The following is a 22,806-nucleotide window of genomic DNA, read 5'->3' as shown; positions in this document are numbered from 1 at the left end:
TAGATGCCCTGTTTGGCGTCTCCCGCCAGAACGACTTTCACAGCGCAGGTTGCTCAACGTTGAGGCGTGGTTTAGAGGCGGGCGCCTAGCACTACTGTTTTCTTATACTCGCGTTTTTCACCAGTGTTAGGCTTAAACAGCTCAATCAACAGAACGTAGTAGCCAACAGCGGCTTTTTGGCCCCGGTCGGTCAGGCCGTCCCACTGGAAAAATCCACTGGTAGCCAGCGTTTCGTTGCGCACGAGGCGGCGGGCCAGGCGGCCCTGGGCGTCGTACACCGTCACGCTGGCCGCGTAGCCGGGGCTGTCGAGCGTATAGTTTAGAGTGGTGTAATCTTGCTGACCGTCTTCATCGGGCGTGAAAACTTCGGGGGCTAGCTTGAACTGCTGACTGCCACCAGGGTCCTGCTGGAGCTGCGAGTTAGGGCGCCCCGGCGTGGCATACCCGGCGGCACTGGCCGCCGAATGGAAGTTGCTGGCTACACTTGGCGCATCGGACCGCAGCCGCTCCAACGACACGCCATTCATATCATCCAGCAGTTTCAGGTGCTGCTCTTCGGCGTAGGCGAAACGGTCTAGTAACCGGCCCTGCTCATCCGTTATCACCACCGTCCCGGCATCGTCGGGGTAGGTGGGGAAACTGGTCATCGGCAGAAATACTTCGGGGTCGGTGCTGGTCGGGTACTGGCTTTGCACGATGTCGGGGCGGGTGGTGAGCAGCAGCAACTGGCCGGGCGCCAGCACGTAGGCACTGTTGCTGATAATTTCCTGGTCGAGGGTGCCATCGGATTTTTCATTACCCAAGTGCCAGCCCTGCACATCCAAGTACTTGGTGGAACGGTTCAGCAGCTCCACGAAATCCACGGCGTTGGTGCGCGGATTGAACAAGATTTCGTTGACTACTATGTCGCCGGACGCTGCCGGCGCCGGCAGCCCAAACGTGGCTGAGGCGGCCTGTCCGGTGGCATTGCCCACGCAGTCGGTGGCGCGCTGCACTGTTACGGTCAGCGGCTGGTTAGCGAGTAACGGCGCCCTTAGCGTAAGGTCCACGGTTCGGAAGTCTGGACCGATGGGGGCCGTTTGGGTGATGGTTGCGGCGGGCATGAGGCTATACAGTGCCGGGTTGGCAGCGGCCACGCTGTCCAGCTTCTCCCCGAAAAACAGGCGCACGGTGGTGGCGTTCAACGCCAACGCCCGGAGTAGCTTGGGCGCGGTACGGTCGGCGTTGGTGGTGCGCACGGCGTTGGCGCGGCCGGGAGTGCCGCCGCTGGCGTCGGTGCTGGCGGTCCAGTTGTCGAGGCCGGCGCAGGGGTTGGCGGTGTCCACCATTTCCAGGCTCCAGCCACCGTCCTTCTTGCGGCTGTCTTTGTACCAAGTATCAGAGTAACTCACCTCGAACAGCATCAGGCCGTTGCGCCCGCGCAGCAACAGCTGGTCGGCGGCGTTGTTGAGGCTAGGGAAATTGGCTAGCCCGAACACCTTCCCAAAAGCACTGAACTGCGCGGCTCGGGTACTGCCACACACTACCGCGTATTCGCCCGGCAGCAGCACCGCCCCCGCCGGAAACACCGCCGGACTGCTACTCCCCGATTTCAGCAGCCGCACGCCCGCCAAATCGAGCGTGGCGGTAGCCGACGGGTTGTGTATTTCCACATACTCGGAAGCTGGCAACCCTATCGTGGGGGTTTCGTCGGCCAGGATTTCGGTGATGAGCAGCTGGTTTAGTGCTGGCTGCGCAACGATGCCGTTGTTCTGCAAACTCATGGCAAAAGGCCCCGCGGTGGTGTTGCCATACAGGTCGGTAGCATTGCGGATTTCCAGCGTACTGGCCCCAATTGGCAGGTCAGCGGCCAGGGCCAAGTGTACAAGGGCTGGATCGGTAGCGTCGCGCTGGGCAGTGAGCATGGCCGGCGCGCCGGCGGCAGTCAGGCGGTAGTTGCTGGCCGTTTGGGTGGCCGCTATCGGCTCGTTGAACGTCACGTTCAGCTGCCGAGCGGCCACTACCGACACGGCCAGCGGCATAGGGGCAGCCGTGTCCGTCACGCGGAAATCGTCGAAATAAAACGCCCGGTTATTGGACGAGGAATACGTGAGTTGCACCCCGAAATAGGAGCCGCGCCGTAGCGTGGCATCGGTGGCCGTACCCTCACTCACATAGCTGCTGCTGCCCGTTAGGTCGCGCTCCAGAGTCCAGACGTCCTGCACTGAGCGGGTTACCCGCACCCGCACTAGGTTATTGGTGCTAGAGTTGAGCGTGGCGTCGGCGCCATTAATTACATACACCGGGCTACCAGTGGCGTCTTTGCGGAATAGCGCCACTTCATCGGGCGTGCCACCGAGGCGCACGAAATAGCCGCGGTTGCCGGTGGCTTTCAGGTCGGCCTGCTCCGACAGCAGCCATACATCGGCGAGGTTGCCGCTGCTGGTAGCCAACTTCAGGTTCGCCCAAAACTCCCAGGTGGTGGCCCCCGCCAATTGTACAGGCGTAACCAGCTGAAGCGTGGTGCCCGTAACGGCGGGCCCGTTGCTTTGGAGCTGTTGACCAGTTACCTGAAAGCTAGTGGCGTCGCCGGTCCAGGTAGGGCTTTGGGTGAAGTCGCCATCCGCAAAATTTTCTAGTAGCTGGGCCTGCGTTGGCAGGGCAAACGCCGCCAGCAGCAGCGGCAATAGTAGTTTTTTCACTTGAAATAGGAGCTAACTAGGCAGGATAACACACAGATTATCTGAGAGTCGCCGTTTCAGGACGATACAGGAAATATAGCGTGAAAATCAATATTCTTCCTAGCGCTATCTTTACCGCAGTCTAATCCTTGTAACCATGAAAGTAGCCGTAGTAGGTGCCACCGGTTTGGTCGGTGGCGAGATGCTGAAAGTGCTGGCCGAGCGTAACTTCCCGGTCACGGAACTCCTGCCCGTTGCCTCCGAAAAATCGGTGGGGCAGGAAATCGAGTATCAGGGTAAAAAGTTTAAGGTGGTGAGCATGGACGATGCCATTGCGGCCCGCCCGGCGGTGGCCATCTTCTCGGCCGGTGGCTCGGTTTCGAAAGAGCAGGCGCCCCGCTTTGCGGAAGTCGGCACGGTGGTTATCGACAATTCCTCGGCTTGGCGCATGGACCCCACCAAGAAGTTGGTAGTGCCCGAAATCAACGCCAAGCAGCTCACCGCCGACGATAAAATCATTGCCAACCCCAACTGCTCCACCATCCAGATGGTGCTGGCGCTGCACAAGCTGCACGAGGCCTATAAGGTGGAGCGCATTGTGGTGAGCACCTACCAGAGCGTGACCGGCACCGGCAAAAAAGCCGTGGACCAGATGATGCAGGAGCGCGCCGGCCAGGAAGTAACTAGCCAGGCCTACCCCCACCGCATCGACCTGAACGTGCTGCCCCACATCGACGTGTTCGAGGCCAATGGCTACACCAAGGAGGAAATGAAAATGGTGAAGGAAACCAAGAAAATCCTCTCCGACGACTCCATTCGGGTAACGGCTACTACGGTGCGCATTCCCGTTATGGGTGGCCACTCCGAAGCCCTAAACGTGGAATTTGCCAAAGATTTCGAGTTGGAAGACGTGTACCGCATCCTGCGCAACACCGACGGCGTGGACGTGGTGGACGACGTAGCCAATAACCTCTACCCCATGCCCAAAGACGCCCACGGCCGCGATGCCGTGCTGGTGGGTCGCCTGCGCCGCGACGAGTCGCAGCCGCGCACGCTCAACATGTGGGTGGTAGCCGACAACCTGCGCAAAGGCGCTGCCACCAACGCTGTGCAAATTGCCGAAGCCATGCTAAAAATGGGCCTGCTCAAGTAGTTGCGCCATCAGAAGCCCCCGTAGTATCCTGGCATTGCTTGGTGTACTGCGGGGGCTTTTTCGGTTTTAGCCCTCACGCCAGACTGCTCCCTACTTACCAATCGTTACTTACTGTATTCTATGAAACACGCTGTATTGTTAGTGCCCACTTTTCTGCTGCCCGCCACGCTTGGGTGGGCACAATCAGCGCCAAACGCCTCTGCCGATACCGTTCGGGCTGGCAGTGAGGTGTACTCTTATGCCGAGCAGATGCCGGCATTTCCGGGTGGGCAGCAAGCTTTATATCAAGAGCTCAGCAACACTGTTCGGTACCCAGCCGAAGCCTTGCAGCAGCGGGCGGAGGGCAAGGTGTACGTCTCGTTTGTGGTTAGTGCTGCCGGCCGCGTGCAGGATGCCAAAGCGGTAAAAGACCCGCATCCGTTGCTGGCCGCCGAAGCAGTGCGGGCCGTCAGCAGCCTACCAGCTTTCACACCAGGCAAGCAGGCCGGCAAAGTTGTACCGGTCAGCCTCACGCTACCCATTACGTTCCGGCTGCCTAACAATATCGATCAGCTGATATCTAACCAAGCGGCGGCAGCCAATGGCACCCAGCCGGAGGCCGCTATTACGGCTAAGTTTCCGGGTGGGCCCGAGGCGCTACGGACTTACCTGGCCTCTGCTCCGTATCCGGAGGCGGCTAGCGCCGTGCAAGCCCAAGGGCGCGTTTTTATCAAATTCAAAATCAGGCCCGATGGAAAGCCCGGCAACGTGAAAAAGGCAGGCGTGGTACAGGCAACTCAGCAAGGCAAAAAGAAGCGCCAGGCAGCCACCGAAGCCACCAACCAATTACTGACCGATGCGGCCATCCGGTGGGTGCAAGCCATACCAACCTGGGCTCCTGCTACCCTTAAAGGCACTGCCATAGAAGGTGACTTCTGGATGGTGCCCGTTACGTTTGGTACCACTGCGCCAAGCAATGAACCACCCGTGTATGCCTACGCCGACCAGATGCCGGTTTTTGCCGCGCCGCAAAACAAAATGCCCCTCGAAAAACGCCTGCAAAGCGGAGTGCGTTACCCGGCGCAGGCCCTACGCAACCGGCAGGGAGGTGTGGTGTACCTCTATTTTGTAGTGAACGAGACCGGACAACTAGAGCAGCAACAAATCATTCAGTCGGCGGGAGCGGAGCTGGACCAGGCCGTGTTGGAAGCCGCGCGGCAGCCACTCGGGACGCTGCTGCCAGCCCGGCATCAGGGCCAGCCCGTGAAGGTGTTTTACGTCGTACCGTTTACTTTCAAGATAACTTCATAACCTAGCTTTTCCGGCCTTACTAGCTAGCGCGGTGTTTATAGGCAATGCATGTATATTATAGGCTACGCCACAAAATCAAGTTCATCGCCTTACAACTTCCTTATCTGCCCAAATTTCCATGAAAAAACGCTGGTACTGCGGCATGGTCGCTGCCCTGCTGCTTGCAGCGCCCCCTTTGCTATTCGCCCAAACTACCACCCCTACCGCGCCTGCCCCAACGGCCCCGGCCGAGCAGGTGTACACGTTTGTGGAGCAGATGCCTACGTTCAAAGGCAGCCGCACCGACTCGATTATGGCCTACATCCGGCGCAACACCCGCTACCCCGACGAGGCCCTCAAGGCAGGCGCGTCGGGCAAGGTGTTCGTCACGTTTGTGGTCAATAAGCAGGGCCTTGTGGAACAGGTGCGGGTAGCGAGGCCTTTGCAAGATGACCTGGACAAAGAAGCCGTGCGCGTAATTCAGAGCATGCCCGCCTGGCAGCCAGGGCAGCAGAACGGGCAGCCGGTGGCCGTGGCCATCACGGTGCCCATTAGTTTTGTGATGCAGGCGCCCGCGCAGCCCGCCGCCGCTGCACCGAAGTACCCCGGCGGCCCCGAGGCGCTGCTGGCTTATCTGGCCGCAGCCCCCTACCCCGAGGCCGCCCGCGCCACAGAAGCGGATGTTCGGCTATTTATTCGCTTTAAACTAGATGCTACTGGCAAGGTAATGGGGGCCAAAATCATTGGCCCGCTCATGCGCAAGCCAGCCGCTACGCCCCCGCCGCGGCCGGCCACTGAAGCCGAAAATCTGGAAGTGGAACAAGCCGCCGTGGCCTACATCCAAGCCATGCCTGCCTGGGCGCCCGCCACGCTGGACGGAGCAGCGGTGGAAAGCGAACAGCTAGTGCTGCCCATTATCTTCAGTCCGAACCCAGCCCCCAACTCTGCCGCCAAGCCCTATCCGTACGCCGACCAGGCACCCGTGTTCGGGGCGGAAGCAACGCGCATGGATATTCAAACCAGCATTCAGCGCGCCATCAAGTACCCGGCACAAGCCCTGCGCAACCAGGTGGAAGGCACCGTGTACCTATATTTTGTGGTGAACGAAACCGGAGCGTTGGAACAGATGCAGGTGGTTAGGTCAGCAGGGACGGAACTGAACCAGGCAGTACTAGAAGCCGCACGCAGCCAACCAGTGGCGCTTACCCCACCCAGGTACCAGGGCAAGCCCGTGAAAGTGTTCTACGTGCTGCCCTTCAGTTTCCGCATACGCTAAACTTTTGCATCATCCTTTAGCAGGTTGCCGTGTGCTTAGCGCGCACTAGCTGCTACCGAGGCGGCAAAATCCACTACGGCGCGGCGCGTGAGTTCTGGTGCTTCCAGGTAGCCCAGGTGGCCTACGTTGCCCAGCAGCAAGGCGTGGCTTTCGGCGGGTAGCGCTAGTTGCGGCAGCAGGCTATCCAGAGGTACCGCCGCGTCGTCTTTGCCCCCGATAAACAGGACCGGAAAAGCAGCATCACGCAGTACTTGTGTCCGGTCGGGGCGGTTGCGCATGGCTTGCAGGCCGCCCAGCACGGTAGCTTCAGGGGTGGCTTTGCCAATGGTTTCTAGCAGTTCCTGCTGCACCGGCATTTTACCGCGGTTGGCGGGCGCAAACAGTGGCCGGATAAACGAATCCATGAACTTGTCGACGCCGTTTTTGCGTACAAACTCCATGTTTTTGTCGCGGTTCGCCTGTTTCTCTTCGGTGTCGGGCAGGGCCGTGGAATGGAATAGCACGAGGCCGGCTACCCGTTCGGGGAATTGCTCTGCGAAAGCCAGCGCCACATAACCGCCCATGCTGTGTCCTACTAGCAGCACCTTCTCCACGTTCTGTTCTACCAACTGGTCGGCTACGTACTGCGCCTGCGCTTCCATGCTGTAGTCTGGCGCCGACTGCGTGTTCGCACCGTGTCCTAGCAAGTCGAGCGTTAGTAGCTGGTAGACTTCAGGAAAGCCGTGCAGGAAATCAGTCCAAATAGCCTGGCTTTCGGCGAAGCCGTGTAGGAAAACAATAGCTGGTTGAGTGAGCATAAACAAATGCAAAGATTTGCGTGGAAAGACTACGTATGAGTCCGAACAACTACGCACATTTACCCTGCTGGTTCCTTCTTATTTCTTATCCGATGGCCTTTATCGAGCGTCATAATCTACACTATGTTATTGCCATAGCAGCGGGCCTGCTCGTGGCACTACTAGGACGGTTTGTTTTCGCCAGCAGCAGCTTCAACGACGCCGGCGGACTACTCATGCTTTGCTTTCTGCTGCTTGTCCCGGTGGCGCTAGGAGCCGTCACAGCGTGTTTCATTCCTATTACAGCTGGTTTTTGGTGGCGAACAGTATGGGCACCGTTCATCACCATTCTTATCTTCTTAACTGCCGCCTTGCTGTTCCACTTAGAAGGTATGATTTGCGTGCTCATGATTTTCCCACTGTTCATACTTACAGGCTTTTTGGGAGCTGCTTTATATGTTGGTATAGCTGACAATAAACCCAACCGAGACAAAACCTACACCGTGGCTGTCTTTGCACTGTTGCCCTTCCTGCTAGCACCACTTGAAAGCCAACTTGCCGCTCCCAACAGCCTGCGTCGCGTCGAGAATACCGTGCTCATTCAGGCACCCGCGTCCGTGGTTTGGCAGCAAATCATTCGGGTACCGCCCATTCAGGCCCACGACTTGGGGCCGAGCCTGGTAGACAAAATCGGCTTTCCGCGGCCCGTGGAAGCCACCCTCACACATGAGGGCGTAGGCGGCGTACGGCATGCCACCTTCGAGCGGGGCGTGGAGTTCATTGAAACCGTAGATGTATGGGAGCCGCAACGGCGTCTGTCGTTCAGCATTGTGCCCAACACGGCTACCATCCCGCCTACCACCTTCGATGAGCACGTAACTGTTGGCGGCCGGTTTTTCGACGTGCTGCGGGGCACCTACGAGCTGGTACCCGCCGGCCCCGGTCGCACCCGCCTCGTACTCTACAGCCAGCAGCGCCTCAGCACCCGCATCAATCCCTACGCTGGCCTCTGGACCGACTACGTGATGAGCGAAATCCAACGGCGCATCCTAGAAGTAATCCGCCGCCGCTGCGAAACCGATGCCAGCAAAGCCGTTGCCGCCGGCTATAACTAAAAAGAGCAGGCCGCCTGAGGTAGCCTGCTCTTTATGCAATAGGATGTGGTTGAACGAATAACAGAACTATGCTAGTACTTCTTCTTTCTGCTTGATAAACTGCACGTTGGCGAACAGCTTCACGTCGTCGCCGAGCACGATGGAACCGGCTTCAGTTACGGCGTGGAAGGTCAGGCCGAACTCTTTGCGGTTGATTTTGCCGGTTACTTCAAAGCCGGCTTTTTCGTTGCCGTAGAAGTCGGTAGCCGTGCCGCCAAACTCCACGTCCAGGGTTACGGGCTTGGTTACGTCCTTCACGGTCATGTTGCCAGCCAGCTTGTAGTCGTCGCCTTTTTTGGTGAGCGAGGTAGAGGTGAAGGTGATTTGCGGGTGCGTGGCGGCGTCGAAGAAGTCGTTGTTGCGCAGATGCTCGTCGCGCTGCTCCTGGTTGGTGTCGATGCTGGCTACATCCAGCGAAAACGTAACCTGGGCGTTTTCAAAAGTATCGTTTTCAGTTACGGCTTTGCCTTCAAACTTCTTGAACGAACCCGTAACCGTCGAAATAACGAGGTGTTTGATTTTGAACTGGACTTCAGAGTGCGTGGGGTCGAGGACCCAAGTGGTAGTTGCCATAGTGGTAGGCGTTGCTGGTTTGATAACGTTGTAAGTTGCGGCGTGCTATTCGTGCCGCCGAATCATGCACAAATGTATGTACATCTATTTAATATGTGTACGTACATCGTTAAATATTTTTTATCTACCCTGCATTGCAATACCACCCGTTATTCCCTTACAGATTTTCACAAGCACAAAAAAGCCCCACCAGATGAATCCAGCGGGGCTTTTCACTATGCGAAATCAGCTTACAACAGTACCGTTGCTACCGCAGCATTGGCTACTACTTTGCCACTTAGCTCACGCAGAGCGGCAGCAATACCGTCGGCATCGAAGCCGCATTCCTTGTACAACTCGTCCTGGGAGCCGTGCTCCACTATCCGGTCGGGAATGCCCAAGCGTTTCACGGGGACATTATAGCCGTGGTCGGCCATAAACTCCAGCACCGCCGAACCGAACCCGCCTTGCAGACAGCCGTCTTCTACGGTTACAATAGCCTGGTAGCGGCTCAGGATATTGTGCAACATTTCCTCGTCCAGCGGCTTGCAGAAGCGCATATCGTAGTGGCCAGGGTTCAGGCCTTCCGCTTGCAGCTTATGGGTGGCCTTGGTGGCGTAGTTGCCGATGTGGCCGATACTAAGCACTGCTACCCCTTCGCCCTCCCGTACCACACGGCCGGTACCCACGGTGATTTTGCGTAGCGGCTTGCGCCATTCCGGCATCACACCTTCGCCGCGCGGGTAGCGGATGCTGAACGGACCGGCGTTTTCGGGCAGCGTGGCCGAGTACATCAGGTTGCGCAGTTCCTCTTCGTTCATTGGAGCCGACACCACCATGTTGGGGATGCAGCGCATGTAGGCAATATCGTAGCAGCCGTGGTGGGTGGGGCCATCGGCACCAGCAAAACCGGCGCGGTCGAGGCAGAACACTACGTGCAGATTTTGTAGCGCCACATCGTGCAGCACCTGATCATAGGCGCGCTGCATGAACGACGAGTAGATGTTGCAGAACGGAATAAGGCCCTGCGTAGCCAAACCCGCCGAAAAAACCACCGCGTGCTGCTCGGCAATGCCCACATCGAAGGCACGCTTGGGCATAGCGGCCATCATCAGATTCAGCGACGAACCCGACGGCATAGCCGGCGTTACGCCCATAATTTTGTCGTTGGCCTCGGCCAACTCAATCATGGTATGGCCAAACACATCCTGGTACTTGGGCGGTTGGGGCTTCTCGTAGGTTTTGGTGTGGATTTCACCGGTTACCTTATCAAACAGACCGGGGGCGTGCCACAGGGTTTGGTCTTTCTCGGCCAGCGCGTAGCCTTTGCCCTTCACCGTTACACAGTGCAGGATTTTCGGGCCTGGAATGCTTTTCAGGTCGGTGAGGATGGTGGTCAGATGCTGGACATCGTGGCCATCCACAGGGCCGAAATAGCGGAAATTCAACGCCTCAAACAAATTACTTTGCTTGAGCAGTGTCGCCTTCATGGCCTGCTCTACCTTACGGGCAATCTGCTGTGGGTTAGGGCCGAATTTGCTGAGCTTGCCCAGCACGTTCCACAACTCTTCGCGCACTTTATTATAGGTGCGGGAGGTGGTAATATCGGTTAGGTATTCTTTGAGCGCGCCCACATTAGGGTCGATGCTCATGCAGTTATCGTTGAGGATAACCAGCAAATTGGAGTTGCTCACGCCGGCGTGGTTGAGCGCCTCGAAAGCCATACCAGCCGTCATGGCGCCGTCGCCGATTACGGCGATGTGCTGCCGGTCGAACTCGCCTTTGTAGTCGGAAGCTACGGCCATGCCTAGCGCCGCGCCAATGCTGGTGCTGCTGTGCCCTACCCCGAAGGCATCGTACTCACTTTCGTTGCGCTTCGGGAAGCCCGACATGCCGTGGTAGCGGCGGTTGGTAGGAAACCGGTTGCGGCGGCCGGTCAGAATTTTGTGGCCGTACGCCTGGTGGCCCACGTCCCATACCAGTTGGTCGTAGGGCGTGTTGAACACATAGTGCAGCGCTACAGTCAGCTCCACCACGCCCAGCGAAGCCCCGAAGTGCCCGCCATAAATCGAAACCGTATCGATAATAAACTGACGCAGCTCCTGGCTTAGTTGCACCAGTTGATCCTGGTTGAGCTTTTTCAGGTCGTCGGGCGAATTTATGGCCGCCAGCAGTTCACCAGGTTCAACAATCATGTATCGGAGAAGCAAATGGAATATATAGTGGTGCAACCGTTGTGCTACCCGAAAAGTTAGACTCCCCTCGGCGGCTTACTGGTTGTACCGGACAAAGTTACGGGTTTTCTGTTCGGACGGTTGGCCAACGAATTGGTTTCTGAATACACTCAGCCAGTCTACACAGGTATCCACCATGCAGCTCGCTGCCCACAACGCTACTAGCTGGCGTTGAACACGATAAAAAGCAGCACAGCACCCGAGACGCAGCTTGCGCGTATGCAACACCACGGGTGGTAAGTTCTGGCTGGGTGCTACTCGCCTTAATTAACCGTGCTTTAACAGGCTACCCTGCTATAATCCCTACTTTTGACTTCGCATACCCGCATTGCCTCATGCCTCAGCTTTCTGCCGATCAACAAACCGAGGACCAGCAACTGCTGGACAAGCTCCGCCCGTCGCGCATTGTGCTGCCAGTGTTGATTGGCTTGAGCGTAGTGGGGTTTATGTTTTGGCGCAGCTACAAGCCCGGCGACTTGGCCCCACTGGCCAATGCCAAACCCATCTGGCTGCTGCTGATGCTGGTAATTCTGGTGGCCCGCGACGCCGGCTACGTATATCGCATCCGCTACCTCACCCAAAAAGTTCTGACCTGGCGCGCCTCCCTCGACGTGATTATGATTTGGGAGTTTTCGTCGTGCGTGTTGCCCTCGGCTGTGGGTGGCACGGCCGTAGCGCCGGTGCTGCTGCACAAGGAAGGCATTCCGCTGGGCAAGTCGGTGGCCTACATCATGGCCACGGCCATGCTCGACAACATGTACTACATGCTGATGGTGCCGCTGGTGGTCTGGATTGGGGGTGATGCGCTGTATCCGCATGAGGCTTTGCAAGGCGGGCTGGTTACCACGCTCCGCGTTGGCTTCATTACCAGTTACATCTTCGTAAGCCTGTACGCGCTGCTGATGATGTACGCCATCTTCTTCAATCCGCAGTCGGTGAAACGGTTACTGGTACGGCTGTTTTCCATTCGCGGCATCCGGCGTTTCCGGGGCAAGGCCTACAGGATGGGCAACGAAATGGTACTGGCTTCGGCGGAACTGCGGGGCAACGGCTGGGGATACTGGCTGCGGGCCGCTCTAAGCACCGCCTTCGTCTGGACGGCCCGTTACCTAGTTATCGGCTGTCTGATTTCGGCGTTTATTGACGTAACCTGGCCGGAGTTTTGGCTGATTTTTGGCCGCAACCTTACCTACAAGGTTATTCTACTGATTGCTATTACGCCCGGCGGCGCGGGCATTGCCGAAGGTGCTTTCCCTACGTTCTTCGGCAAGTTTATTGGCACTCCCACCATGACCAACTTCATGGTGCTGCTCTACCGCTTGGTTACGTACTATCTCTACTTGGTGCTGGGCGCTGTGTTTCTACCGCGCTGGGTGGCGCGCATTTTCGGCAAGCCTAAAGCCGCGCAGGTTATGCACTCGTAGCTCAGCGAACAGTGCAAGCCCCCCCGTAGAGGCAGTTCAGAGGCCCCTTTGTAGCTGGTCGTCCGCCTTATGCTGAGTGTGGCGAAACCCCTATCCTCCTGAACGCTCTACGCTGACGGAAATGGGTCTTTCGCCACGCTCACAATTACAATCCCTAACCGATTTATGGTCTCCTGTGGTTTTCACGTTACGGCCGGGGTACTCATTCAGTAAGTGGCAAAAAAAAGCGCCACCAGTTCAACTGATGGCGCTTTTTGCGGAATTATGGAAAGGAAGGTTATTCTTTTTCGAGGCGCAGCTCAGCACCGGCGGCGCTTTTCAGCGTAAGCTTGTCGTCGGTTAGGGTCACTACGCTGAACGAGTTGCTGGTGCTGGAACCGTCAGGGGTCATGGCAATGGTTTTGCCAGCCTGATCGAAGGTGTATTTACCATTCACGGTGCCTTGCGGAGAAGCCATGTTGTACTGGCCATTGGCGAAGAACGTGATACGCTCGTCTTCCTGAGCGTCGGTCTGCTTCACTTTGTCGCCAGTGGCATCCAGTTCTTTATCGGTTTTCCAAACCTTGCTCTCTTTGCCGTAGAGCATGTTCACGCCTTCTACTTTACCTTCTTTGCTGCCGCAGGCGGAAGTGAACAACACCAGCAGCATCAACAGGCTGGCCAAATAGCGAAACGGAGAGGACATAGCTTTCATTAGGTGTCAAGGTTAAGTGAGAAGTGGAGAGAAGCTGCCGCCGGCACCATAGCCGGTCGGTATTGCGCCTCTTACGGTGGCCCCCGGCAAGATGTTCGGCTTGTCTACGGTTGACCTTACGGAGCATAACCTCTTCCGTTCCATAGCGTATGAGGCCTGACACCGTGGCCATCAAGTGGATGTGCTGCGTTCTGCTTTCACCTCAAACCAACGCACGACCATGGGACTGTTTGATTTTCTCTCGAATGAAGGCGAAAAAAAGCCCGTTGAACCCGCCGCAAAACCAGCTGCTGGTGGCACCGACTTTTTCGGCAATGCCGCTCAGCCTGAAGCAGCCGCTGGCGAGACGTATACCGTAGTAAGCGGCGATTCTTTATCTAAAATTGCCAAGCACCACTACGGTGACGCAGCCAAGTGGCACCAGATTTACGACGCCAATAAAGGCACTATCGGCTCTGACCCCGACAAAATCGAAATCGGCCAAGTACTGACGTTGCCTAAGATTTAGAAATACTTCCTTCTAGGAAATTTCATAAAAGCCGTTCTCAATAGAGAGCGGCTTTTTGCTTGATATACCTTTAGCTTACCACTCCGTCTAAACTACTCCAGCGAAGCTCACACACTCAAAATACAGGTAACAGGAAGCATAGGGCATTTGCCACCGCATGATGTATAGCCCTGTAATTCAGTCTTATTTAAAAAATATTTATTTCTATTATAATACTTTCGAAAAAGAGTAGGCTAAAGAAAAAATATTTTTCAAGAGTATTGCGAATATCAAAACCGGTTATACATTTGCATCACCAGTCCGGTACTCCCCGCTTACGGTGGGACAGTTTTCAAAGATTTATACAGAAGTGGCGAGAGAACAGGCTCCGTGACCCACTGGCAACCTTCGTTGATGCGAAAGGTGCCAATTCCTGCCCGATTCGGCATTTGCCAGCGGGAGAGATAAGTTGAGTACCATGAAAAACAACTCGCTTTCCGCCTTCTTTACCCCATCTGCTCCGGTCGCCGCGTTGCGCACCGCCTTGCCGATGGATTTCCGTGTTTCGCCCGCTGCCGCTGAGGCCGCCCGAATGCGAATGCGCTGCTGTTTCAGCACCTGTTGTTGCTGTAGCTAACCGCCACGCGGTTCCGGCAACCTCCCTCCTTCTCGTTTTGCTTCTGATGCGTTGGTGTGCCCTTGGCCACCACGGCGGGCACTGCCGCAGCTAAGCCACTGTATTCGGTTGGCGCTAGAGGGAAAATTCGCAGCTCTTGCGGGCTCATTTTCAGAGCAATACATTCTCTTCTTTCGAAATACTCTCCTTCAAACAGCCCCTACGTATGTCCGCTCCAACCCATCACTTCGAGACCCTGCAACTCCACGCCGGCCAGCAGCCCGACCCTACCACTGGCTCACGCGCTGTGCCGATTCATCAGACCACTTCCTACGTTTTCAAAAACGCGGAGCACGGTGCTAACCTGTTTGCCTTGAAGGAGTTCGGCAACATCTACACCCGTCTGATGAACCCCACTACCGACGTGTTTGAGCAGCGTATTGCGGCTCTCGAAGGCGGTGTGGCGGCACTGGCTGTATCGTCGGGGCAGGCGGCGCAGTTCATTGCCCTCAACAACATTCTGCAAGCCGGCGACAACTTTGTGAGTACCTCCCATTTGTATGGCGGTACGTACAACCAGTTCAAGGTAGCATTTAAGCGCTTGGGCATTGAGGCTCGTTTCGCCGATGGTGACCAGCCGGAGAAATTTGAGGACCTGATTGACGAGAAAACCAAGGCTATCTACCTGGAAACCATTGGTAACCCTAGCTTCAGCATTCCGGATTTTGAGAAAATTGCAGCCATTGCCGAAAAGCACGACCTGCCGCTGGTAGTGGATAACACCTTCGGGGCAGGCGGCTACCTGTTCCGCCCCCTGGAGCACGGCGCGCACATTGTGGTAGAATCGGCTACGAAGTGGATTGGTGGCCACGGTACCAGCGTAGGCGGCGTGATTGTGGACGGCGGCAAGTACGACTTCGGCAACGGCAAATTCCCGCAGTTCACCGAGCCGAGCGAAGGCTACCACGGCTTGGTATTCAACGACGTGTTTGGCAAAGGCGGCCCGTTCGGCAACATTGCCTTCATCATCCGGGCTCGGGTGGAAGGCCTGCGCGACTTCGGTCCTTCGCAGAGCCCTTTCAACTCCTTCCTGTTGCTGCAAGGCCTCGAAACGCTGAGCTTGCGCGTGGAGCGCACCGTGGAAAACGCGCTGCGCATTGCCAGCTGGCTGGAGCAGCATCCACAAGTGGAAGCCGTGAATTATCCCGGCCTGAAAAGCAGCCCGTACAATGCGCTGGCCCAGAAATACCTGAAGCGCGGCTCGGGTGGAGTGCTCACCTTCGCCATAAAAGGCAGCAAGGACACCGCTACGCAGTTCATTGATAACCTGAAGCTGGTGAGCCACCTCGCCAACGTGGGCGACGCCAAAACGCTCATCATTCAGCCGTCGGCTACCACCCACCAGCAGCTGTCCGAAACCGAGCAACGGGCTGCCGGCGTAACCCCGACGCTGCTGCGCCTTTCGGTAGGCATTGAGCATTACGAAGATATTCAGGCTGATTTGCAGCAGGCGTTTGACGCGGTGCGCAACGCGGCTACCCTTGATACCAACGAAACGAGCAGCGACGCGCTGCCCGAGCAGGAAGTGGAACACGCTGCGGTGCTGGAAGTGTAACTAGTGGGGCAAACCCGGCTGGTTGTGAGAGGGCAGCCGGGTTGGCTTTCAGCAAAAAGCAGTGCGTGGGTGGCAAGGCGGTTGTTTTGTGAGAGAGGGAGCCGCCGTTGACATCCCACAATAGCGCGGGCTGAGTTGGTTCGCCGGCTCAGCCCGTTGGCTATTATCCTTCCTGAAGTATTCAGCCTGTCATGCAGAGGCGGAGCCGAAGCATCTCGCATGCTGGCGCTGGATTACTACCACAACATCAGCACGCGAGATGCTTCGGCTCCGCCTCTGCATGACGGTCTTACTTATTCCCATCACCCACCCAATGTCTGAATCACAAAGCTTCTTCCTTCCTGAACCCCTAACGCTGGAAAGCGGCGAGGTGCTAACTGGCGTGGAAGTGGCTTATCATACTTTTGGTACCCTCAATGCCAGCCGCGACAACGTAGTGTGGGTGTGCCACGCCCTCACCGCCAACGCCGACGTGGAAAGCTGGTGGCCGGGGTTGTTTGGCCCGGAGTGCTACTTCGACCCAGCCGACTGGTTTGTGGTGTGTGCCAACGTACTGGGCTCCTGCTACGGCTCCACTAGTCCCCTGTCGCCGGCGCCCGAAACGGGTGTGGCGCGGTATCAGCAGTTTCCGCTGCTTACCATCCGGGATATGGTGGCGGCACATGAGGAGCTACGGCAGCACCTAGGCCTCACGCAGATTCACACGCTGATTGGCGGCTCTTTGGGCGGCCAACAGGCGTTGGAATGGGCTATCCAATTGCCGACTGTGTTCGAGCACCTAGTGTTATTGGCTACCAACGCGCAACACTCGCCTTGGGGCATTGCCTTCAATGAAGCGCAGCGCTTGGCCGTTTTTGCCGACCCTACTTACCACCAGGCCACGCCTGAAGGCGGGGCAGCAGGGTTGCGGGCGGCGCGGGCCGTGGCTTTGCTGAGCTACCGCAGCTACGGCGCCTACGCCGATACTCAGGCCGAGCCCACCAACGATAAAATAGACGATTTTCGGGCCAGCGCCTACCAGCAATACCAAGGCGAAAAGCTGGTGGCTCGCTTCAACGCCTACACTTACGTGGTGCTGTCCAAGGCTATGGACTCGCACAATGTGGGGCGCGGCCGAGGCGGTGTAGCGCCGGCATTGCGCCGCGTGCAGGCCCGCACCTTGGTACTAGGCATCACCTCCGATGTGCTGTTTCCGCCGGCCGAACAGCAGTTGCTAGCTCGTCATATTCCGGGGGCCGTGTACGCCGAAATGGATTCCCGCTTCGGCCACGACGGATTCCTGATTGAAACGGCGCACATCACGCACCTATTGGAACGGTTCCACGCCACCACTTTCGCCTAATACCTTTCACCCTGACCGAGCGGCGCCCCGCCTTACACCTGTTGCGCCGCCGCTGCTTTCTTTTTGTGCTTTCCTTACTATGGCAACTGATAAACAAACGCTACGCATTGGTCTGATTGGTTTTGGCTGCGTAGGGCAAGGCCTGTACGATATTCTGGAGCAGCGTCCTGAAACCGGCTTTGAAGTGGCGCGCATCGCCGTGAAGAACCCTACCAAGCCCCGGAGCCTGCCCCTCAGCCGGTTCGATTTCCACGCCGACGACCTGCTGCATGACGCTTCGCTGGACGTATTGGTAGAAGTCATTGACGATGCCGCTGAGGCGTTCCGATTGGTGAGCGAGGCCCTGCGCCAAGGCCGCCGGGTGGTTACGGCCAATAAAGCCATGCTGGCCCGCCACCTGCCCGAGCTAGTGCAGTTGCAGCGCGAAGCCGGCGGCACTTTGCTCTACGAAGCCGCCGTGTGCGGCAGCATTCCAATCATCCGGACGCTGGACGCCTACTTTGGGGCCGAAACCCTGCGGAGCGTGACGGGCATCCTGAACGGCTCCTCCAACTACGTGCTGACGCGCATGGGTGAGGCCGGCTCCGACTACGCACCCGCTCTGGCCGAGGCCCAGGCCAAAGGCTTTGCCGAAACCGACCCCGCGCTGGACATGGGCGCCTTCGACCCGCGCAGCAAGGCCGTTATTCTAGCGGCCCACGCCTACGGTACGTTCCTGCAACCTGAGGAAGTGCTGAACCTGGGCATCGAGCAGATTAATGCCGTGGATATTGCCTTTGCCGGTACGCTTGGCCGCAAAATAAAAGTGGTAGCCGGCTTGCAGCGCCTGCCCGATGGCCGCATAACGGCCCTGGTAACGCCGCTGTTCGTGGCGCCCGAGTCGCCGCTTTACTCGGTCGATAACGAGTTCAATGGCGTATTGATTGAGGCTGATTTTGCTGGGGAGCAGTTCCTGCGGGGCCGCGGCGCGGGTGGGCACCCCACCGGCTCGGCCGTGCTAGCCGATTTGGCGGCTATCCGGCAGGGCTACTCCTACCAGTACCCCAAGCTCACGGCCTCCTCTCCCACTTACGCCACCGATTTGGAGCTGGAAATCTATCTGCGGACCGACGAGGACCGCCTGATTGACGCGCTGGATTTCACGGAAATTTCCGAGGAAGCCGACGAAGACGGCTACGTGGTGGGCTATGTAGCCCTATCCAACCTGCTGCGCGTGAAGGAGCTGATTCAGAAATACGGTGCCTTTGTGGTACGCACTGGTGCTGTCCGGCCGCTTACCACGCCGGTATCGGAATTTGAGTTGGAAGAGAGTTTGTAGTTACTCAAGGTAGAGCTTTCAGCAGAAAGGACGAACGAGTCCGGGGCGCCCCCGGACTCGTTCGTCCTTTCTGTTTTTGTTTAATTTGATTAATTCTTATTCAAACACTACGCGAACCGGCGGTTGATTGGAACTACGTAGGTAGTATAAGCCTGCTTTCAGGTTTTCGCGCGGTAGCAATTGGCTGGCCGTTTCCCATTGGAAACGCCGCACTACGCGGCCGGTGGCGTCTAATAGCTCCGCAGTGTGCGGCTTGAAAACGGTGCCAGCTGCTGCGGTTAGCTGAATTTCGGTGGTAGCGGGTACGGGGTAGGCTTGCAGCGCGGCGGCGCGGCGGGCAGCAGTAGCGGCACTGAGCACCGTGCCGGGTTGCCCCAGGCTGGGCCGCAAAAAGTCGCGGATGGTGCGGAATGTGGTGTCGGCGTAGGCAAGGCCGCTGGCGCTGGTGCCTTCAAAAGGTATGTGGCCAGCGCCGCGGAAGGTGCGCAATACGTTGCGGACGCCGACGGCCGTGGCGCGCGGGTTGAGCAGGCCGCTGCCCACCACATACTTCGGCGGCAGCACCGACCCCACCCGACCCTTCAGATATGGTACCACGTTGTCGGCGGTGCCATGCACGCTGCACAACGGCACGTTGCCCGGCTCGATGTAATTGACGCTTTCGGTGGCGCCGCTCAGGTTGAGCACGGCCAGCACGGCACTGCTGTAGCCGGGGTTGCCGCTGCTGCCCTCAATGCCGCCCAGCGCCGCAACATCCACGTAAGCGGGCACTTCACTGGCTTTATCAAGGTAGCCAACTTGCAAGGCCATAAAGCCGCCCGCCGACGAGCCGCCCACTACAATGTAGCGCGGGTTCACTTTGTACTGACGGGTGGTAGCAGCATCGCGGCGGAAAAAGCGTACGGCGGCCCGCATGTCCTGCGTGCCCCGAATAGCGGCGCGGGCCACCTCCGGCGTATCGCGGGGCTGGGCCAGGCCGGTCAGGTTGAAGCCGAGCCGGTAGTCGATGCTGGCCGTTACGTAGCCGAGCTGGGCAAAGCGTCGGCACACGGCCACCATGTAGGCATCGGTCCGCGAACCAGTCAGGAAGCCTCCCTCATGCGCGAAAATGATAACCGGCCGCCGGCTAACTGTGTCGCCGGTGGGCTGGTAGATGTCCATGAAGAGCTGCTGGGTAGCCCCCGAAAACGTGACGGCCGAACCGTAGGCCACATTCAGCGAGATAGTGACGTTAGGAAAAACGGGCTGGTAATAGCGCCCCCCGGTGGTATCAATCTGGGCCGAAGCCGACAGCGTGGCGGCCAGCAAGGCTACCGTAATCAGTAGGCGTTGGAAGAGGTTTTTCATACGCTGAGTTGCTGAGGATGAGTGAAAAAATGTAACGCCATTTCGGCGGCGGCGGTTGGCCCGCCCGCCGGCCCTGGCAAAAGTAGCATCCCGGCTCTGGGCAAGTTCGGCCCCACCTATTTGCGCGGAGCTGTTAAGTTTGCAGCTCACTGCACTGCTACCGCCGTATGTCTACCGCTGCTCCTGCTTTTCTTCGCCCTGGCGACCAAGTAGCTATTGTGTGTCCTGCCCGCAAAGCCTCACACGAGGAGTTGGCCACCGCCGTAGCGTTGCTGAAAAGCTGGGGCTTGCTCGTGGTGCTGGGCGCGAGCACCAACGTAGCGCACCACCAGTTTGGCGGCGACGATGAGCTGCGCCGCCGTGACATTCAGCAGCAACTCGACAACCCTAACATCCGGGCGCTGCTGTGTGCCCGCGGCGGTTATGGCACCACCCGCATCATCGACCAGCTTGACTTTTCGCGCTTCCGGCAAGACCCCAAATGGGTGGCGGGCTTCTCCGACATTACCACCCTTAACTGCCATTTGCTAGCGCTGGGCCACCAGAGCATACACGGCGTGATGCCGCTGCTCTTTCACCAAGTGGGCGCCGAACAGTCGGTGGAGAGCTTACGTCGGGCACTGTTCGGTGAGCCGGTGGAATATCAGGTGGCGCCGCACCCACTCAACCGGCTTGGGGTGGCTACCGGCGAACTAGTGGGTGGTAACCTGAGCATCCTGCAAACCCTGACCGGCACCGCCTCCGACGTGGCCACGGCCGGCCGCATCCTATTTCTGGAGGATATCGACGAATACCTCTACGCCATTGACCGGATGCTGGTGCACCTGGACCGTACCGGCAAGTTGCGCCACCTGGCCGGGCTATTGGTGGGCCATTTCAGTAACCCCCAAGACAACACCGTGCCCTACGGCCAGACGCCCAACGAAATCATTCAGCACTACGCCAGCAAGTACGATTTCCCGGTGGCACACAACTTTCCCGTCGGCCACGAGCCCCAGAACATGGCCCTAATTTGCGGCCGTGAAGCGCGCCTGACAGTGAATGAGCAAGGTGCTTGGCTGTCGTACGTGTAGCAGCAGGCTACTGAGCTGCGCGAGTCATCCAAGCGAAAAATTCACGCCCAACGTGCTGATAGTAAGGCAACAGCAATGCATCGTAAACTAGCCCTAAGTGCTGTTGTAATTCGCGCGCAGCCGTCTGCTCCTCATTAGTGACGGCCTGATGGGAAAGCAACCATCCACGCTCCAGCACTAAGCTTATCAATCTTAAATACTCACTCTGGGCGTTTTCTAATGCTTCCTCCGTAACGCCTGCGGCATACGGCGCTAACCTACCAATGTATGATTGTTGGTATTCGTCAATCGGTAAATCAACCAACCCATAAGCGGGATAGTCTTCAGGCGTAACTTCTTTCCAGCGAAAAGTTTTATCTGGATAACGAATGTATAGCGTTGCAAACGGCGGAAGGATTGCTTGCTGCTCATCCTGCAAGCGCCCTGATCCGAGACAGTAGGAAATCACGGCATATTGCTCGCCCTCTATAACCACAGGCAAAAAATTAGTGGAATAGGTAGCGTCGTTCATGTACAAGCTAAGGTGCGCAGGCAAGGTGGCCATAGCAGGCCGAGTGGTACCTCGTAGCCAATTCGGTTGGGACGTAGACATGGGTTAGTAGGGAAGAAAACCTAATCCCAGATGGGGTTGTCGGTTACGTTCAGGGTGGATACATTATCCCCCGCTTTGTTTTTGTGCTTAGCAAAAGCGCGCATAATATCGGCCGTAGGGATTTGCCGACCACGCTGAAAATCAGGATTCGACGTTCCTGTATCGTTGACATACACGTGGGTCAGCTCACCTTGCTCATTGAAGTCTCCGTGCGTTATCAGTACGGCGTGACCACCTGCTTGAGGCGGCACTTTTCCCCACAGCACATCGGCATTGAGGCCCGCAATAATTCCTTTCTTCTCCCGGAGGGCAGTAGCTAATTGCTCGTGCGTAGGTTCATCGATAATGCTAGAGGCAATGCCCTTTGCTTTTAATAATGCCTGCCGGCTTAACGCATTAGTTTCCCCATGCCAGGCTGGATTAGGGCTTTTTACGGCAAACCCTCCTTCCAGAGCAAAACTGAGTATTTCTTTCTCTGGAAAGTTGACCCCAGTAGCTTGCCTGATGATCTGCTGACAGGCTTGAACACCACAGTTACCGTATCTCTGCCTACCAGGGAATAAGCCGGCGGCTAATGAGTTCAAGGGTGATACAGAATCATCGGAGCCCGGCTCTAATGCTCGTTCTCCTACGTATTTCGCCGCGTGTGCAATTGCTATTGGCACGCCGTGCGTACCGGGAGCTGGCATTACAAACTCACCGGCGGCGCCACTGTCGCGGCCCATTTCCTGGGGAGCTAAGGCAAACTGCACTACCCAACTGGGCTCGGTGCCGTTGGTACCAGTGGCGTCAAAGTATTCGGTGAAGCGGTGCAGACTAGCCTCCCGGAACCAGACGGTAATGAAAGTACCTTGCCCGTCGGTGCGTTGGTAGGCCGCGTGCCCATCCAGCACCACATACGGGTCGGAGGCAGCCTCTGATAATTCGGAAAGCTGTTCCTGATTGGCCAGCACTTCAATCAGCAGCGAGCCAAACCGCACTTTGCTGTTTGGCCGACCCCGGTGGTCCTGCTGCTGCCGCCATTGGTAATAGCTACGCTGGATAGGTAACCGCAGATTAAGCGAGGACAGATGCAGGGTGCCCTCAAAGGAGGCATTAATCATATAAGGATACGAGTAGTTACGGGTAAGCTACGGTTTTCCGGCCGCTTCTCGCAATCTACTAGCTAGGGCGCTGCTGCTACTTGCTGGAATGCAGGGCGGGGGCGGTAGGTGCGGCGCGCGG

Annotated in this window: 18 protein-coding genes and 1 riboswitch; of the genes, 10 read left to right on the top strand and 8 right to left on the bottom strand. The window is 57.5% G+C overall.

The features are described 5' to 3' along the window. Nucleotides 1–71 precede the first annotated feature (71 nt). Complete coding sequence (locus G536_RS25935) at nucleotides 72–2,681, bottom strand: lamin tail domain-containing protein (protein ID WP_022822011.1); 2,610 nt, start codon at nucleotides 2,679–2,681, stop codon at nucleotides 72–74. Between the two features lie 136 nt (nucleotides 2,682–2,817). Between G536_RS25935 and G536_RS0102530 the strand changes: the two genes are divergently transcribed. The 3 genes from G536_RS0102530 (at nucleotide 2,818) to G536_RS0102520 (ending at nucleotide 6,358) form a co-directional block, all read left to right on the top strand. Next, complete coding sequence (locus tag G536_RS0102530; RefSeq protein WP_022822010.1) at nucleotides 2,818–3,813, top strand: aspartate-semialdehyde dehydrogenase; 996 nt, start codon at nucleotides 2,818–2,820, stop codon at nucleotides 3,811–3,813. A gap of 120 nt (nucleotides 3,814–3,933) precedes the next feature. After that, nucleotides 3,934–5,103 carry a TonB family protein gene (locus G536_RS0102525; protein ID WP_022822009.1) on the top strand — a complete coding sequence of 390 codons (1,170 nt, stop codon included), beginning with the start codon at nucleotides 3,934–3,936 and terminating at the stop codon, nucleotides 5,101–5,103. A 118-nt stretch (nucleotides 5,104–5,221) separates the two neighbouring features. After that, nucleotides 5,222–6,358: an energy transducer TonB gene (locus G536_RS0102520; RefSeq protein WP_022822008.1), complete on the top strand. Its 1,137-nt coding sequence runs from the start codon at nucleotides 5,222–5,224 to the stop codon at nucleotides 6,356–6,358. A gap of 35 nt (nucleotides 6,359–6,393) precedes the next feature. On the opposite strand, the gene G536_RS25930 is transcribed toward G536_RS0102520, so the two are convergent. Further along, nucleotides 6,394–7,155: an alpha/beta fold hydrolase gene (locus G536_RS25930; RefSeq protein ID WP_022822007.1), complete on the bottom strand. Its 762-nt coding sequence runs from the start codon at nucleotides 7,153–7,155 to the stop codon at nucleotides 6,394–6,396. A 92-nt stretch (nucleotides 7,156–7,247) separates the two neighbouring features. Here G536_RS25930 and G536_RS25925 point away from each other — a divergent pair, with 92 nt between their 5' ends. Then, nucleotides 7,248–8,249, top strand: coding sequence for an SRPBCC family protein (locus G536_RS25925; RefSeq protein ID WP_022822006.1), 1,002 nt, complete (start codon nucleotides 7,248–7,250; stop codon nucleotides 8,247–8,249). A 66-nt stretch (nucleotides 8,250–8,315) separates the two neighbouring features. On the opposite strand, the gene G536_RS0102505 is transcribed toward G536_RS25925, so the two are convergent. Together G536_RS0102505 and dxs are read right to left on the bottom strand one after the other, a co-directional pair. Beyond that, nucleotides 8,316–8,861, bottom strand: coding sequence for a YceI family protein (locus tag G536_RS0102505; protein ID WP_022822005.1), 546 nt, complete (start codon nucleotides 8,859–8,861; stop codon nucleotides 8,316–8,318). A gap of 230 nt (nucleotides 8,862–9,091) precedes the next feature. Beyond that, nucleotides 9,092–11,035, bottom strand: a complete 1,944-nt coding sequence (gene dxs, locus G536_RS0102500) for a 1-deoxy-D-xylulose-5-phosphate synthase (RefSeq protein WP_022822004.1) — start codon at nucleotides 11,033–11,035, stop codon at nucleotides 9,092–9,094. Between the two features lie 374 nt (nucleotides 11,036–11,409). On the opposite strand from dxs, the gene G536_RS0102495 reads away from it, so the two are divergent. Continuing rightward, nucleotides 11,410–12,498, top strand: a complete 1,089-nt coding sequence (locus G536_RS0102495; RefSeq protein WP_022822003.1) for a lysylphosphatidylglycerol synthase transmembrane domain-containing protein — start codon at nucleotides 11,410–11,412, stop codon at nucleotides 12,496–12,498. 277 nt (nucleotides 12,499–12,775) lie between these two features. On the opposite strand, the gene G536_RS0102490 is transcribed toward G536_RS0102495, so the two are convergent. Continuing rightward, nucleotides 12,776–13,183, bottom strand: coding sequence for a hypothetical protein (locus G536_RS0102490; protein ID WP_169515030.1), 408 nt, complete (start codon nucleotides 13,181–13,183; stop codon nucleotides 12,776–12,778). Between the two features lie 229 nt (nucleotides 13,184–13,412). Between G536_RS0102490 and G536_RS0102485 the strand changes: the two genes are divergently transcribed. The 4 genes from G536_RS0102485 (at nucleotide 13,413) to G536_RS25915 (ending at nucleotide 18,570) form a co-directional block, all read left to right on the top strand. Beyond that, nucleotides 13,413–13,700 (top strand): LysM peptidoglycan-binding domain-containing protein, encoded by a 288-nt coding sequence (locus tag G536_RS0102485; RefSeq protein ID WP_022822001.1) that lies wholly within the window; start codon nucleotides 13,413–13,415, stop codon nucleotides 13,698–13,700. A gap of 336 nt (nucleotides 13,701–14,036) precedes the next feature. Then, a riboswitch (SAM riboswitch) is annotated at nucleotides 14,037–14,150 on the top strand. Between the two features lie 371 nt (nucleotides 14,151–14,521). Beyond that, entirely contained in the window at nucleotides 14,522–15,910 is a 1,389-nt protein-coding gene (locus G536_RS0102480; RefSeq protein WP_022822000.1) for an O-acetylhomoserine aminocarboxypropyltransferase/cysteine synthase family protein, read from the top strand. Between the two features lie 313 nt (nucleotides 15,911–16,223). Then, the gene (locus G536_RS0102475; RefSeq protein ID WP_022821999.1) at nucleotides 16,224–17,252 is read left to right on the top strand and encodes a homoserine O-acetyltransferase family protein; all 1,029 of its coding nucleotides are present in this window, start codon (nucleotides 16,224–16,226) and stop codon (nucleotides 17,250–17,252) included. A gap of 79 nt (nucleotides 17,253–17,331) precedes the next feature. Continuing rightward, nucleotides 17,332–18,570: a homoserine dehydrogenase gene (locus tag G536_RS25915; RefSeq protein WP_022821998.1), complete on the top strand. Its 1,239-nt coding sequence runs from the start codon at nucleotides 17,332–17,334 to the stop codon at nucleotides 18,568–18,570. A 96-nt stretch (nucleotides 18,571–18,666) separates the two neighbouring features. On the opposite strand, the gene G536_RS0102465 is transcribed toward G536_RS25915, so the two are convergent. After that, complete coding sequence (locus tag G536_RS0102465) at nucleotides 18,667–19,917, bottom strand: alpha/beta hydrolase (RefSeq protein ID WP_022821997.1); 1,251 nt, start codon at nucleotides 19,915–19,917, stop codon at nucleotides 18,667–18,669. Between the two features lie 167 nt (nucleotides 19,918–20,084). On the opposite strand from G536_RS0102465, the gene G536_RS0102460 reads away from it, so the two are divergent. Beyond that, nucleotides 20,085–20,990 (top strand): S66 peptidase family protein, encoded by a 906-nt coding sequence (locus G536_RS0102460; protein WP_022821996.1) that lies wholly within the window; start codon nucleotides 20,085–20,087, stop codon nucleotides 20,988–20,990. 7 nt (nucleotides 20,991–20,997) lie between these two features. On the opposite strand, the gene G536_RS0102455 is transcribed toward G536_RS0102460, so the two are convergent. Both G536_RS0102455 and tssD read right to left on the bottom strand, forming a co-directional pair. Next, on the bottom strand, nucleotides 20,998–21,501 hold the full coding sequence (locus G536_RS0102455; RefSeq protein ID WP_157530340.1) for a hypothetical protein: 504 nt from the start codon (nucleotides 21,499–21,501) through the stop codon (nucleotides 20,998–21,000). A gap of 101 nt (nucleotides 21,502–21,602) precedes the next feature. Then, nucleotides 21,603–22,685, bottom strand: coding sequence for a type VI secretion system tube protein TssD (gene tssD / locus G536_RS0102450; RefSeq protein WP_022821994.1), 1,083 nt, complete (start codon nucleotides 22,683–22,685; stop codon nucleotides 21,603–21,605). Nucleotides 22,686–22,806 lie beyond the last annotated feature (121 nt).

Source organism: Hymenobacter norwichensis DSM 15439 (genome assembly GCF_000420705.1).
Lineage (GTDB): Bacteria > Bacteroidota > Bacteroidia > Cytophagales > Hymenobacteraceae > Hymenobacter > Hymenobacter norwichensis.
The sequence above is the reverse complement of the archived record's forward strand: the minus strand, read 5'-3'. Positions and strand labels throughout refer to the sequence as shown.